Raw genomic sequence first — 15037 nt, forward strand, 5'->3', positions numbered from 1 at the left:
TCCTGAGGTTCTGACTAAAAACACCAAAATCTACATTCCCTTTTTCCTCTTGCGACCTCTGCGTTAATTTTAACACACTTTGTGGTTAAAATCATTCGTTTAAATCTGCACCCCTTCCCTTTAGCACTCTTTGTGCTACAAACCCACAAAAAAGGAAGCTATCTAATTATCATATTTTCTAATTATCCAATTGCCCCATTATCTAATTAAGCTTACTTTTGTAAAATGATAAAATGGATAACAAACCTGTTTTCATCAACAAAAACAGAAGAGAAATCAGATTATATGAAGAAATTTTTAATCGTAGGATTAGGCAACATTGGCGCAGAATACGTAAACACAAGACATAACATAGGTTTTAAAATAGTCGACTTTTTAGCACGAAAAGAAAGCATCTCTTTCGAAACCGTAAAACTAGGTTCACTTGCCGAATATAAATTTAAAGGAAGAACATTTTTGCTTTTAAAACCAAATACTTACATGAACCTGAGTGGTAAAGCGGTGAAGTATTGGATGGATAAAGAAAATATTCCGTTAGAAAATATTATGGTAATTACCGATGACCTTAACCTTTCATTCGGAACAATTCGTATTAAACCAAAAGGAAGTGATGGAGGTCATAACGGACTTAAGAATATTAACTTGGTTTTAAACACGCAACAATATACCCGTTTTAGATTTGGGATAAGCGACGAGTTTAAAAAAGGTCAACAAGTAGATTATGTATTAGGCGAATGGGATGAAACCGAAAAAGCAAAACTACCTGAACGTCTTGAAATAGCATCTGAAATAATCAAATCCTTCGGAACTGCTGGTCTCGAAAATACAATGACAACTTATAACGGGAAGTAAGAAACCCCGAAAACATAAGTGCCAAAAAATCAGATTATCAATTAATTTAATTTGATTATAGTCAAATAGTATTTTCTATTCCAAACTTAAATGTATAAATTTGGATTAAATTTAATTATAAATCGTAAAACAATAATATTATGGCTTTCGAATTACCACAATTACCTTATGCGTATGACGCATTAGAACCACATATTGATGCTCGTACAATGGAAATCCACCATACAAAACATCACAATGCTTACACAACAAATCTTAATGCAGCAATTGCAGGAACAGATTTAGAAGGAAAAACAATCGAGAACATCCTAATCAATTTAGATAAAAAAAACGCTGCAGTTCGTAACAACGGTGGTGGATACTACAATCACAATTTATTCTGGACAGTAATGTCACCAAACGGAGGCGGATTACCTACAGGAGATTTATTAGCAGCTATCGAAGCTTCTTTTGGAACTTTTGAAGAGTTTAAAGCTAAGTTTGCTAAAGCTGGTGCAACACAATTCGGTTCTGGATGGGCTTGGTTATGCGTACTTAAAGGAGGAAAGTTAGACGTTTGTGGAACACCAAACCAAGACAATCCATTAATGCCAGAAGTAGGTTGCGAAGGAACTCCAATTTTAGGAATGGATGTTTGGGAGCATGCTTACTATTTAAACTACCAAAACAGAAGACCTGATTATATCGAAGCTTTTTTCAGTGTAATTAACTGGACTGAAGTTGCTAGAAGATTTGCTTTAGATAAATAGTCTTGAGATAATAGAAAAAAGAGTAAAGAAAAAAGACGGATGGCTTAATTGCTATCCGTCTTTTTTTATGTTTAATTTTTTAAATTCTCTTTGTCTTAAATCTGCAATCTTTTTTCTATGTTCTTTATTCTTTTCTCTACTTAATAAAAAATAAAAAAGGTGGAATCTCTTCCACCTTTTTTGCCCCAAATCTACCATAAACTTAACCTACTAATGTTATGGTTCTTCAAATGTATGTCGACATTGTAGCTATACCAAATATTCCTGTTGAACTACAAATAAAATCGATGATTAGACTTATTTCATCATTAGAAGACCTTTTTAAGTCCTTCTCCTTGACTTGATTCCAATAAAAAAGGTGGAATTGCTTCCACCCTTTTTGCCCCAAATCTACCATAAACTTAACCTACTAATGTTATGGTCTTTCAAAAGTATGTTAGCAGTGCATTTTTACCAAACAATCAAGATAAACGGCAAAAAAAACCGATGAAATGCACTTTTTAACCTTTTGTTATGCTTTTTAATACGCTCTGGCGTCTTTTCCTTCGTAAAAATTCATGAAAGCGCGGTTTACCACTCTATTTCCTCCCGGAGTAGGATAATCTCCTGTAAAATACCAGTCTCCTAGATTTTTAGGACAAGCAATATGTAAATCCTCTACGGTTTGGAAAATAATTTTTACTTCGGCTTTTATTTCTGGTGAACTCAACATTTCAGCAATTTTATCTGAAACCTCTTGTGGTTCAAATGGATCGTAAATTGCTGTAACATAATTTACAACATCACTATCCAAATAATTTTCTTGTGCTTTACATTTAGCATATACTTCATCTACAATATGATATAGATTACGCTCTTTTAATAATTCTAATGCTGCTCTAAAAGCTACCAATCCTTCTAGTTTTGCCATGTCGATTCCATAACAATCAGGGAAACGAATTTGTGGCGCCGATGATACTATAACAATTCGTTTAGGATTTAAACGATCCATCATTTTTATGATGCTCATTTTAAGTGTAGTTCCACGAACAATACTATCATCGATAATCACCAAATTATCAGTTGGTTTTATTACACCATATGTTACATCATATACGTGAGCCACAAGATCATCACGGCTACTATCTTCTGTAATAAAGGTTCTTAATTTAGCATCTTTAATAGCTACTTTCTCTGTACGTATTTTTACAGCAAGTAATTCTTGCAACGTTTCGGCAGTAAGCGTATTTCTATTAGCTATTATATAATTGTTTTTTCTCTGATTTAAGAAATCCTGCGCTGCTTCAACCAAACCATAAAAAGAGGTTTCTGCTGTATTCGGGATATAAGAGAAAACAGTATTATCTGTATCACTATCAATTGCATTTAAAACTGCAGGCAAAATTAATCTACCTAAGTTTTTACGTTCTTGATATATTTCAGCATCACTACCTCTTGAAAAGTAGATTCTTTCAAACGAACATGCTTTTTTAACTGTTGGTGTTAAAATTTCTTCCATAGAAACTTTACCACTTTTCTTAATGATTAATGCATTTCCTGGTTCAATTTCCTGAACGCTTTCAAAAGGAACATTAAAAACTGTTTGAATAACTGGTCTTTCTGAAGCTACAACTACTACTTCATCATCTTGGTAAAAATAAGCAGGACGAATTCCAGCTGGATCTCTAAAAACAAAAGCATCACCATGACCTAATAAACCAGCCATTGCATATCCTCCATCTAAATTTTTAGCTGAACGCATTAATATTTTTCCAATATCCAATCGGTCTGCAATTACTGGAGAAGCTTCTCTTTTAGAATATCCTTCTTGTTTACAATCCTGATATAAAGACATTACTTCTTTATCAAGAAAGTGACCAATTTTCTCCATCACTGTAACTGTATCCGCCATTTCTTTAGGATGTTGTCCAAGCTCTACTAAATTTTCGAAAAGTTCTTTAACATTTGTCATGTTAAAGTTACCCGCCAAAATAAGATTACGATGCATCCAGTTACTCTGACGTAAAAATGGATGTACACTTTCGATACTATTTTTACCAAAAGTTCCGTAACGAACGTGTCCTAAAAATAACTCTCCTATATACGGAATATTTTCTTTTTGTTTTGCAACATCATTTGCGTATTCAGGATGCAAAGTCATCTCTTCATTAATACGCTCATTTATTTGTTTAAAAACATCTTGTATTGGTTGTGCGTGATTAGAACGAACTCTACTTATGTATCGTTGTCCTGGTTCAACATCTAATTTGATGCTTGAAAAACCAGCACCATCTTGTCCACGGTTATGCTGTTTCTCCATCATAAGGTACATTTTTTGTACCCCATAAAAAGCTGTTCCGTATTTTTCTTTGTAATATTCAAGCGGTTTAAGAAGTCTAACCAAAGCTATACCACATTCGTGTTTTAAAGCGTCGCTCATTGTATTTGTGTTTGTGTGTTGTTGTTGTAGTTTGTACTATTCTTTGTAATAACAAAATCAAAAAAGCCCCGTGAACGAGGCTTTAATTCTTTATAGTTCTATGTCAAACTGAGTTAGCGACTTAAATTGTTTTAATCTCGCAACTACTTCGTTTTTATCTAAGGCAACCATTCTTTCTGTCCCAAATTTCTCTACACAAAATGAAGCTAAATTTGATCCATAAATTACTGCATTTTTCATGTTCTTAAAAGAAACATTTTCACTCTGTGCAATAAACCCTGCAAAACCTCCTGCAAAAGTATCTCCAGCTCCAGTTGGATCGAAAACATCTTCTAAAGGTAATGCTGGTGCAAAAAACACTTCTTTATCATGAAATAATAATGCTCCGTGTTCTCCTTTCTTGATTACCACATATTTTGGTCCAAGAGTATGAATCTTTGCAGCCGCTTTAACTAATGAATATTCACCAGAAAGTTGTCTTGCTTCTTCATCATTAATTGTAATTACATCAACACGTTTTATAACGTCTAATAATTCTGGTAAAGCGCAATCCATCCAAAAGTTCATCGTATCCAAAACTACTAATTTTGGTTTTGATTCCATTTGATCTAAAACACTGCTTTGTACAAGAGGATGTAAATTACCTAACATTACAACATCAGCATCTTTGAAGCTTTGTGGAACTTTAGGCTGAAAATCTGCCAATACATTAAGCTCTGTCGCTAATGTATCTCTTGAGTTCAAATCGTTATGGTAAAGTCCGCTCCAAAAGAAAGTTTTCCCACCTTTTACGATTTCAAGTCCAGAAATATCAATATTTCTTGAAGTTAATAAATCTAAATGTTCTTGAGGAAAATCATCTCCAACTACAGAAACAATAGCCGATTGTAGGTTAAAAAACGATGCCGACAAACCAATATATGTCGCTGCACCACCTAATATTTTATCTGTTTTCCCAAAAGGGGTTTCAATAGCATCGAAAGCAACTGTTCCGACAATCAGTAATTTATTCATTTTATGAATTTCGAATTAAGGTGCAAAGATACTTTATAAGTTTCAGAGTTGCAACGATTGATCGTATCAAAATTTTCATAAAAAACGAAACTCAATAAATCAACCAAATACACTAAAAACCAAATACTTACACCTTACAAATATTGGATTATTTCTTACATTTATAAGAATAAATAAATCAGAAAAACCTAAAAAACGCGATTTAGAATCTATATCTTTTATCGTAATAATTCTTCAATACTGGTATCTGAATCAAGGCCATTAAAGCTACAATTAAAACTGCATAAGATGTGTTTTTTGAAAACTGAAACAAAGGAGTCATATTATCAATTTTAGAATAAAGCAAATCACTTACAACCAAATCGTTTTGTTTCGTTTCGTTCCCACCAAAAATTACATACCCGACAAAAGCAATTAAGCATACCAGAATTACAAACCAAACAGATTTTGAAATTAGTGGTTTATACACAATAGCTTTACTTTTCTCTGCAATTAAAATTTGTGACATGATCTTTGAAGTAAAATCAGCTGAAGGCTTTTGCAAAGCACTTTCTGCCATAACTTTGTCTACTAAATTTTCGTAATATTCATCGCTCTCTTTCATAATAATCTAATATTTCAGGTTCTAATTGCTCTTTTAAAATAACTGCTAATTTTTTTCTACTCCGGAATAACTTCACTTTGACATTACTGACACTAATATCCATGATTTTAGCTATTTCATTTAAATTCTGATCGTCAAAATAGAAAAGTGTCAATAGAAAACTTTCTTCACTTGGTAACAAATTTAAACAATTCTGGATATCTTGCTTCCGTTCTTGATTTTCCAAAATACTTAAAGCATTATCAGTAGTTTTAATCAAATATCCTTTAAGTTCATCAATAACAACGTGATTTTCATCTTTCTTATTCTTCTTCAAATAATCCAAACACGTGTTATAGGCTATTTTATAAATCCAGGTCGAAAACTTAGAATCTCCTTTAAACTTATTCAAGGAATTAAAAATCTTAATAAAGGTATCCTGAGAAACTTCCTCGGCTATTTCTCTATTTTTTACCATCTTTATAGCCATAGTAAAGATCATGTCTTTATAACGATCAACTAATACTGCAAACATATTAGTTTCCCCTAAAAGAACCTGATTGATATAATACTGATCATTTACTTTATCCATATTCCATATGACGACAACAAACTCATTAAGGTTACAACTAAGTTAAAATATTTTTTTTGACAAAATCTGTAACCTCAGTTAAACTTATCTCGTCATATGGAATATCAATCAATTAAATTATAAAAATTATGGGACCACAAATTTTAGTGCCAATTAGCCTTTTCTTAATGATATTCGGAATTGTCTATCTTATTTATTCTACCAGAAACAGAGAACGATTAGCTCTCATAGAAAAAGGTGTCGATGCCAGTATTTTCATGAAAGGAAAAAACAATAGTACACCAATATGGAAAGTCCTTATTTTAAATTTTGCCTTTTTATTAATAGGAAGCGGAATTGGAATTTTCATTGCCTTGCTAATTACAACGTACACTTCTTTGCAAGATGGTGCAGTTTATCCATCTACAATTTTTACCATGGCAGGAATTGGATTACTTGTAGGTTTCAATAAATCTAAAGATTTAGACAAAGAATAAAACAATACAATTTCTTTAAAAAAAACGTGTCAGGGAAATATTTCCCTGACACGTTTTTTTATGCTTCTTTAGATCCTATATTTTCATAATAAGCATCTATAGAAAGTTGCTTTTGCATGGAAGCCATAACTGCCAATTCATCGCAACGCTCATTTTGAGGATGATTATTATGTCCTTTTATCCATTTAAAATCAACTTGGTGTTTTCTATAAATAACCAAAAAACGTTTCCATAAGTCAGGATTTTTTCTCCCAACAAACTTTTTCTTTTCCCAACCAAAAACCCATTTTTTTAAAACAGAATCAACCACATATTTTGAATCTGAAATAACAAGAACTTTCATATTTGGTTTTTTAAGTTTTTCTAAACCTACTATTACTGCCAAAAGTTCCATCCTGTTATTTGTAGTTAGACGGAATCCTTCATAATATTCCTTTTTATGTGGTGTTCCAACCAATTCCATAACTACTCCATATCCCCCATTACCAGGATTCCCCTTAGCCGCGCCATCTGTATATATATGTACTTCGTGTTGATTCATTTTAGACTGCTTAGATTATTAGATTTTAGACTACTTAGAATCTAGACTTACTTAGACTTCTTAGATTGTTAGACTACTTAGACAGTAGACTTGCTTCGCTTTTAGACTTCTTAGACTGTTCGATTATTGGATCATTAAACAATTAGCTTCATTTATGATAACTTAAAAATTCATAACAAAACATCAATTCAATTCTTTTTTTTAAATCTAGAATAAAATTTATGATTCCAATTAAAAGTCTAAAAATCTAAGAAGTCTAAGCCAGTCTAATTAATCTATCAATCACTTCTGGAAAGTGTTTTTGCTCTAATTCATGGATTTTAGCAGCCACATCTTCTGCTGTATCCGTATCAATCAAAGCTACTTTTTCCTGAAAGATAATCGCTCCTTCATCATAATTCTCATTTACATAATGAATACTTATTCCTGTCTCTTTTTCCTTATTTTCGACTATTGCTCTGTGAATGTGCATTCCATACATTCCTTTCCCTCCATAATTAGGTAATAATGCAGGATGAATGTTAATTATTTTATTAGGATATGCCTCGATAATGTTTTTTGGGAATTGAAGTAAGAATCCAGCCAAAACGATCAAATCTGGATCAATTAATTTTACTTTTTGTAGTACATTACCGTCAATTAATTCGGTTTTGGTGAAAATTTGGGCCTCAACTTGGTAGTTTTTGGCTCTTTCAATTACTTTCGCATTAGCGTTATTGGTAAACACAGAAACCACATTTGCAATTTGTGTTTCAGCGAAATATTTTATTATGTTTTCGGCGTTACTCCCTGAACCTGAAGCAAAAACAATAATTTTTTTCATACTCGAATTGATTTATTTTTTGCAAAAAACGGAATAAAAAACCAAAATAAATAACATTCGAACCCCTTTGTTGAAATTAATTTTATAAATTAGTGTTACATTTATTAACTAAATCGTGGTTTTAAAATAAAGTTTTTTATTTTTGCCAACAAATTAAATTCTAAAATTAAAGATTATGTCAGACATTGCATCAAGAGTAAAAGCGATTATCGTAGACAAATTAGGTGTTGACGAAAACGAAGTTGTAACAGAAGCAAGCTTCACTAATGATTTAGGAGCTGACTCATTAGACACTGTTGAGCTTATTATGGAATTCGAAAAAGAATTTGATATCCAAATTCCAGACGATCAAGCAGAAAACATTGCTACTGTAGGTCAAGCTATTTCTTATATCGAAGAAGCTAAAAAATAATAAATTCCCACCCGACTCTTAAAAATTACAAAAATCAAAAATCAAATTCCAAGATTGGAATTTGAAATTTCAAAAAATTGGAATTTTTAGAAATCGGGTGTTATTATTTTTTATAAAAATTTAAATTTTGGGTTGATTTTCAATCAAAAAAATATATTTATATTGTAATACCCATGGCTCTTTTGTAATATAATACAATCAAGAAAGCGTGGGTTTTATTTGTTTAAAGCTAATAAAACACATTATTTATGGTATTAAGGCGAGTTGTTGTAACAGGATTAGGCGCACTTACCCCTATTGGGAATAACATCCAGGATTATTGGAACGCGCTTATTAATGGAGTAAGCGGTGCTGCCCCAATAACGTATTACGATACAGAGAAACATAAAACGAAATTTGCTTGTGAAGTAAAAAACTTCAACATCGAAGATTTTATGGATCGTAAAGAATCTCGTAGACTAGATAAATTTGCTCAATATGCTGTTGCCGCAAGTGACGAAGCTATAAAAGATGCTGGTCTTACTGATGACAACGTCGACAAAGAAAGAGTTGGAGTTATCTGGGGAGCTGGAATTGGTGGTTTAGAAACTTTTCAAGAAGAAGTTATTTACTACGCTAAAGGAGACGGAACACCAAAATTCAATCCGTTTTTTATTCCTAAAATGATTGCTGATATTGCCCCTGCACACATTTCTATGAGAAATGGTTATATGGGACCAAATTATACAACTGTTTCTGCTTGTGCTTCTTCTGCCAATGCACTTATTGATGCTTTTAACTACATTCGTTTAGGAATGTGTGATATTATCATCTCTGGTGGATCTGAAGCTGCTATTACAATTGCAGGAATGGGAGGTTTTAACTCTATGCATGCTTTATCAACCAGAAATGATAGCCCTGAGACTGCTTCAAGACCTTTTGACGCTACTCGTGACGGTTTTGTTTTAGGTGAAGGAGCTGGTGCATTAGTACTTGAAGATTACGAACACGCTAAAGCACGTGGAGCAAAAATATATTGCGAAATTGGCGGTGGCGGAATGTCATCTGATGCGTACCACTTAACAGCACCTCATCCAGAAGGACTTGGTGTTATTGCTGTAATGAAAAACACATTACGTGATGCTGGTATGAAACCTGAAGATGTTGATCATATTAATACGCACGGTACATCTACTCCACTTGGAGATGTTGCTGAATTAAAAGCGATTAGTGCTGTTTTTGGTGATCATGCCAAAAACATCAATATCAACTCTACAAAATCTATGACTGGACACTTACTTGGTGCTGCTGGTGCTATCGAAGCTATTGCTTCTATACTTGCTATGCAACACGGTATTGTTCCTCCAACAATCAATCATACGGTTGCTGATGAAAAAATAGATCCTTCATTAAATTTAACACTAAACAAACCTCAAAAAAGAGAAGTAAATGTTGCTATGAGTAACACTTTTGGTTTTGGAGGTCACAATGCTTGTGTTTTATTTAAAAAATTAGTTGACTAATTTTCTTATGAGTATTTTCAAAAAAATATTTTCAAAATCCCGTTCTCAAGAAGACGGGATTTTTTTTGATTCTATTCAAAAAATCCTTGGTTTTCCACCTATTTCGCTTCAATTTTATAAGAAAGCCTTTACTCATCGCTCTTCTAATCGACTGGACGAAAACGGAAATCCTATTAACTACGAACGTTTAGAATTTCTTGGAGATGCAATGCTAAGTGCTGTAATTGCAGCACATCTCTTTAATAAAGCTCCTGCTGGAGATGAAGGTTATCTAACCAAGATGCGTTCTAAAATCGTAAGTAGAGAACATTTGAACGAACTTGGAAAAGATCTTAATCTGGCTCGTTTTATAGAAAGCAAAGTGCCTTTACAACACTTTGGAGAAAACATTCATGGTAACATTTTCGAATCGCTTATTGGAGCCATTTATCTTGACAGAGGGTATTCTTTTTGTGAAAAATTTATCCAAAGTAGCGTAATCGGTCCGTATGTAGATATTACCCGACTTGAGGGAAAAGTTATAAGCTACAAAAGCTTAGTTATTGAATGGTGTCAGAAAGAGAAAAAGATATTCCATTATGATATTTTTGAGGATAATGGCATTGGTGGAGAACGTTTATTTGGCGTTAAATTAAGTATTGACGATAAAGTAGTCGCAAGAGCGCGAGCAACTTCCAAAAAGAAAGCAGAAGAAAAAGCATCACAACGTGCGTATTTTGCATTTCAAGAAAAAATGGACAAGAAATAAAACTAGTTTTCTTAAAACTACATCGTTTTCGTTTATAAATTAACAAAAACATACCAATCTTAACTATTGAACCAGCAATAGAAATAGTATATTTACAACTTATTTTTTCAGGAAATGGCTATTCATAAATTAGAATTAGGCGAATTTGATGAAATTGATTATAATTTGATTGCCATACATACTTCTATGGAAGATTATCGACTGGCTTATTTTATCAATCAAAACTTCCCGGTTCTTTTGAGTAAAAGTAAAAATGAAATCCAAATTAATGTGAAAGAAGGTGAGACTCATTTTTCACGATTTGATTATTACGATGAAGAAAAAGAACTTTATTGGGATTTAATTCAAAATAAAAACGAAGTCATTCAGAATACACCAAATGACAGTCAGGATTTATTTTCAGATACTTCGATGGAGGTCGCCACAAAAGTATATCTACTACCTGAGTTTAAAAAAGTTGATTATTTTTTAAAAATTGAAAAGAGTGAGGAAGCTTTCGATATATTAAAAATACAACAAATATTAAATACCATTGATACCATCTCAACGGTTTATATAGTTGATACAAATAAAATAAAATCAAAAAACAATTTAATTTTTTAATAGAAATGCTTACAAACAAAAAAACCAAAATTGTAGCCACACTTGGGCCTGCATGTGGAACTAGAGAGATCATCAAGGACATGATCGAAGCAGGTGTTAATGTGTTTAGAGTTAATTTTTCGCATGCAGATTACGAAGGAGTAAAAGAGAAAATCAACATTATTAGAGGACTTAACGAAGAGTTTGGTTATACCACGGCAATACTCGGAGATTTACAAGGACCTAAACTTCGTGTAGGAGTAATGGAAGAAGGAGTTGTAGTAAACGATGGCGATGTAATCACTTTTACTACTGCGGAAGATATTATAGGTACTGCAAAAAAAGTTTTCATGAAGTACCAAAACTTTCCAAATGATGTAAATCCTGGAGAGCGTATTTTATTAGATGATGGAAAACTTATCTTTGAGATCCTTACAACTGATAAAAAAACAGAAGTTACCGCTGTAGTTATTCAAGGTGGTGAATTAAAATCTAAAAAAGGTGTAAACCTTCCTAATACTAAAATATCTTTACCTGCATTGACAGAAAAAGATATTGCAGATGCAATTTTTGCTATTGAGCAAAAAGTAGACTGGTTAGCTCTTTCTTTTGTAAAAACACCACGTGACTTACAAGACTTACAAGAGTTAATTGATAAACATTCTGATTATAAAATTCCGATTGTAGCTAAAATCGAAATGCCAGAGGCATTAGAGAATATGGATAAAATCGTTGCTTATTGCGACGCTTTAATGGTTGCTCGTGGAGATTTAGGAGTTGAACTTCCTGCTCACGAAGTACCATTGGTTCAAAAAGAATTAATCCGCAGAGCAAAAACTGCTCGTATTCCTGTAATTGTGGCAACACAAATGATGGAAACTATGATTACTAGTTTAACTCCAACTCGTGCGGAAGTAAACGACGTTGCAAACTCTGTTATGGATGGTGCTGATGCTGTAATGCTATCTGGAGAAACTGCTGCAGGAAACTATCCTGTTCAGGTTATCCAAAAAATGACACAAATTATCGAAGCTGTTGAAGACTCTCCGCTAATTCATGTTCCACAAAACACACCACAAATAAAAACAAAACGTTTTATTACTAAAACAATTTGTCAGCAAGCTGCGCTTATGGCTAACGTTATTAAAGCTAAAGCAATTTGCACATTAACAAATAGTGGTTATACTGCTTTCCAAATTTCGGCTTGGAGACCGTCTGCTCACATTTTAGTATTTACTTCTAACAAAAGAATCTTAACTCAATTAAGTCTTTTATGGGGAGTTAAATCATTCTACTATGACAAAGATGTAAGTACTGATGATACTGTAACCGATGTAAATCAAATCGTAAAAGATAAAGGATATGTTGTAAAAGGTGATTACTTAATCAACCTAGCAGCAATGCCTATTAAAGATAAAGGAATGGTAAACACCATGAGAGTTTCTGAAATAGAGTAATCTTATCTGATTTCAAAATATTAAATCCGTCTTGTAGTTTCTACTTGACGGATTTTTTTTGCTTTTATAACTCCCTCTTTTAAATTCTTATTCAAAGTCTTTATTTTTTAATATAGGTTTTTTCTTGATAATTAAAATTTATTCTCTTTCATTTAATTATCAAGACTAAGCGAAAACACTATGGAATTTTCGCATATTAATTAATTTGCCTTATTCTATTGCTATAATAACTTTTGACAGATATGTAGTGGTTTGATTGGTCATAGATTATGCCTTTATAATTAATTTATTAACCAACCACTAAACCATTATGACATGAAAAAAATCAAGAAAAGTGTAAAAACCTTACTTATTTTTGTTTTTGCAATGTTAGTCACAAATTGTGCACATGAAGAAACCAGTACCCAACCTGATACAGATCAGCAGGCTATTAATGCCTCCAGAAATTGGTTTACCGATTACAAAGCCGAAGGAAATTTTCTCCCATTATTCCAGGAATTAGAGCACCAATGGGAATCTGCCGCCAATATTAAACTCCAGGACGGTACAATGGCAGTAAGACTACCACTGAAGGATGTTATTGAAAACCCGGAATATATGGGGGAAAAAATGTTGTACATTTATCCATGGGGTAAAGGCTATATCGCCCAGATTCATGAATTATTCCCTTTTCCCAGAGGAGGTAAAATAATAGACGGATTTAAAAATCTGGATACTTTTACTGGTTTTATTATTACCTGGGATTTAAGAGACGGTTTTGTAAAAGGAGCAGGATTCGAAAATGGTGAAAACATTTATGATGTCCCATCTGTAGAGATTAATACCGATGACGATACCAAAACGCTCGCTATTACGCACAAAGCACCACCTATAGACTTAAATGAAGTCTTGGTAAGTACGGGTAGTGGTAGCGGAAAAAACCACAACCCATCTGTTATAATAAGATATACACCGCCGCTTGCTGGGGGAGGAACTACTGGAAGTGGTGGTCAAACAAATAATCCTGGTGGAAGTGGTGGTAGCGGCGGCAGTGCCTCGGCACCTGGGAGCAATAACGACCCTTGCTACAATATTCATAAACTAGTGGCCAATGCCAATTTTATCGCCAAAATGGACGAACTAAGAGGTAAAACGAATCTAAAATTTGAAACAGGATATTCCCAGAGTGTAAAAGGCCCTTTTACACCTCTTACAGCAATAGGTAAAAACCAATTAGATTTACCTACAGATCCGGATATAATAGGTTATATACACACGCATATAGAACCTTATGATTCGGGGGAAGTGAATCCTGATGGGGAACCTATAATTTATGCACCTGTAAAAATATTTTCGCCCCAGGATATTGGTAGTTTTTTAAGCTTGGTAAAAAACGCCCATAACAACAAGATCCCCATCATGGAGGTATATGGTACCATGGTGTCCAGCTCGGGAACCTACCAGTTGCGTTTTACCTCCGACGATATAAGTGAGATGAGGGATCTTAATTGGAGAAGCTTAGATGAAGTTTATAAAACTTATTTTATAAAAGATAATGTAGAATTGGGGTTTTTAAAATTTCTAGGTGAAATCGTAAAAATAAATAATCTTGAATTGTATAAAATAAACAAAGACGGAACCTCCGAGAGGAAACTAATGAATGTAAACAAAGCCCTAAGTGGCATAAAATGTTAAAACAAATAAACATGAAAAAAACAATAATTATAGCAGGCATACTACTACTGTCATTATCCTGCAAAGCACAACAAATAATACCTTTAGAAAAGGCTGCCGAATATAGAGATGCTAATAATGGAATCCCAGATGGAGCATATCTTAAAGATGTAAATAATTTACTTAATAAATACTTGGGGACCTGGACAGGCAGTACCAATGGAAAAAATTACACCTTTGTAATATCCAATTTTAAAAAAGATTTCTTAGGTATTTCTAAAGATGAATTACGAATTCATTATTTAATAACCACAAGTAATGGGACGGTTCTGGAAGATACCAGAAGCTTGCCCAATGATTCTCCTTACGTAATTAAAACTGGCGCCTTTGGGAGCGATAAAGGTTCCTATTATGTGTCCCACTATATGGGCAGGTATCCCGAATGCGGACAAAGTGGTAGTCTTTATATTGTAGATACTAAGACACCCACACAAATCAAGCTGTTTTTTATACCGGATAGTGATTTAACAATGCCGGGGGAATGCCCTGAAAAGAGAGAACAGCTCTTACCAGTGTCAAATCAAGTCATAAAAGAAGAAGTCTTGTTAACCAAACAATAATTCTAGTTTAATCC

At 33.2% G+C, this 15037-nt stretch carries 16 protein-coding genes; 10 read left to right on the forward strand and 6 right to left on the reverse strand.

The features are described 5' to 3' along the window. Positions 1-225: 225 nt before the first annotated feature. Positions 226-852, forward strand: coding sequence for an aminoacyl-tRNA hydrolase (pth, locus tag AC3IPI_RS04880; protein ID WP_039117465.1), 627 nt, complete (start codon positions 226-228; stop codon positions 850-852). A gap of 140 nt (positions 853-992) precedes the next feature. After that, a complete protein-coding gene (locus tag AC3IPI_RS04885) occupies positions 993-1601 on the forward strand; it encodes a superoxide dismutase (protein ID WP_039113419.1) in 609 nt (202 codons plus the stop codon). A gap of 520 nt (positions 1602-2121) precedes the next feature. On the opposite strand, the gene AC3IPI_RS04890 is transcribed toward AC3IPI_RS04885, so the two are convergent. From AC3IPI_RS04890 to AC3IPI_RS04905, 4 genes are all read right to left on the reverse strand, one after another. Continuing rightward, complete coding sequence (locus AC3IPI_RS04890) at positions 2122-4020, reverse strand: amidophosphoribosyltransferase (protein WP_039113415.1); 1899 nt, start codon at positions 4018-4020, stop codon at positions 2122-2124. Between the two features lie 90 nt (positions 4021-4110). Further along, positions 4111-5034, reverse strand: coding sequence for a PfkB family carbohydrate kinase (locus tag AC3IPI_RS04895; RefSeq protein WP_039113413.1), 924 nt, complete (start codon positions 5032-5034; stop codon positions 4111-4113). A 202-nt stretch (positions 5035-5236) separates the two neighbouring features. Continuing rightward, complete coding sequence (locus AC3IPI_RS04900) at positions 5237-5638, reverse strand: hypothetical protein (protein ID WP_039113412.1); 402 nt, start codon at positions 5636-5638, stop codon at positions 5237-5239. After that, positions 5622-6209, reverse strand: a complete 588-nt coding sequence (locus AC3IPI_RS04905) for an RNA polymerase sigma factor (protein WP_086896222.1) — start codon at positions 6207-6209, stop codon at positions 5622-5624. Before AC3IPI_RS04905 ends, AC3IPI_RS04900 begins: the two co-directional genes overlap by 17 nt. A 128-nt stretch (positions 6210-6337) precedes the next feature. Here AC3IPI_RS04905 and AC3IPI_RS04910 point away from each other — a divergent pair, with 128 nt between their 5' ends. Further along, complete coding sequence (locus tag AC3IPI_RS04910; protein ID WP_039117460.1) at positions 6338-6685, forward strand: DUF6249 domain-containing protein; 348 nt, start codon at positions 6338-6340, stop codon at positions 6683-6685. A 58-nt stretch (positions 6686-6743) separates the two neighbouring features. Here AC3IPI_RS04910 and rnhA read toward each other — a convergent pair whose 3' ends face one another. Beyond that, positions 6744-7226: a ribonuclease HI gene (gene rnhA, locus AC3IPI_RS04915; protein ID WP_035620021.1), complete on the reverse strand. Its 483-nt coding sequence runs from the start codon at positions 7224-7226 to the stop codon at positions 6744-6746. Positions 7227-7482: 256 nt separating this feature from the next. After that, positions 7483-8049, reverse strand: a complete 567-nt coding sequence (purN, locus tag AC3IPI_RS04920; protein WP_039113409.1) for a phosphoribosylglycinamide formyltransferase — start codon at positions 8047-8049, stop codon at positions 7483-7485. A 175-nt stretch (positions 8050-8224) separates the two neighbouring features. On the opposite strand from purN, the gene AC3IPI_RS04925 reads away from it, so the two are divergent. The 7 genes from AC3IPI_RS04925 to AC3IPI_RS04955 all read left to right on the forward strand — a co-directional run bounded on the left by AC3IPI_RS04925 (position 8225) and on the right by AC3IPI_RS04955 (position 15023). Beyond that, positions 8225-8461 carry an acyl carrier protein gene (locus AC3IPI_RS04925; RefSeq protein ID WP_007137004.1) on the forward strand — a complete coding sequence of 79 codons (237 nt, stop codon included), beginning with the start codon at positions 8225-8227 and terminating at the stop codon, positions 8459-8461. Positions 8462-8709: 248 nt separating this feature from the next. After that, on the forward strand, positions 8710-9963 hold the full coding sequence (fabF, locus tag AC3IPI_RS04930; protein WP_039113407.1) for a beta-ketoacyl-ACP synthase II: 1254 nt from the start codon (positions 8710-8712) through the stop codon (positions 9961-9963). Positions 9964-9970: 7 nt separating this feature from the next. Then, positions 9971-10711, forward strand: coding sequence for a ribonuclease III family protein (locus AC3IPI_RS04935; protein WP_039113406.1), 741 nt, complete (start codon positions 9971-9973; stop codon positions 10709-10711). A gap of 114 nt (positions 10712-10825) precedes the next feature. Beyond that, positions 10826-11314, forward strand: coding sequence for an IPExxxVDY family protein (locus tag AC3IPI_RS04940; RefSeq protein WP_035620033.1), 489 nt, complete (start codon positions 10826-10828; stop codon positions 11312-11314). Between the two features lie 5 nt (positions 11315-11319). Next, complete coding sequence (gene pyk, locus AC3IPI_RS04945) at positions 11320-12750, forward strand: pyruvate kinase (protein ID WP_086893866.1); 1431 nt, start codon at positions 11320-11322, stop codon at positions 12748-12750. A gap of 315 nt (positions 12751-13065) precedes the next feature. Beyond that, complete coding sequence (locus tag AC3IPI_RS04950) at positions 13066-14424, forward strand: hypothetical protein (RefSeq protein ID WP_489157511.1); 1359 nt, start codon at positions 13066-13068, stop codon at positions 14422-14424. Between the two features lie 11 nt (positions 14425-14435). Then, a complete protein-coding gene (locus tag AC3IPI_RS04955; RefSeq protein WP_489157513.1) occupies positions 14436-15023 on the forward strand; it encodes a DUF6705 family protein in 588 nt (195 codons plus the stop codon). Positions 15024-15037 lie beyond the last annotated feature (14 nt).

This window comes from Flavobacterium sp. GL_143 (assembly GCF_057834355.1).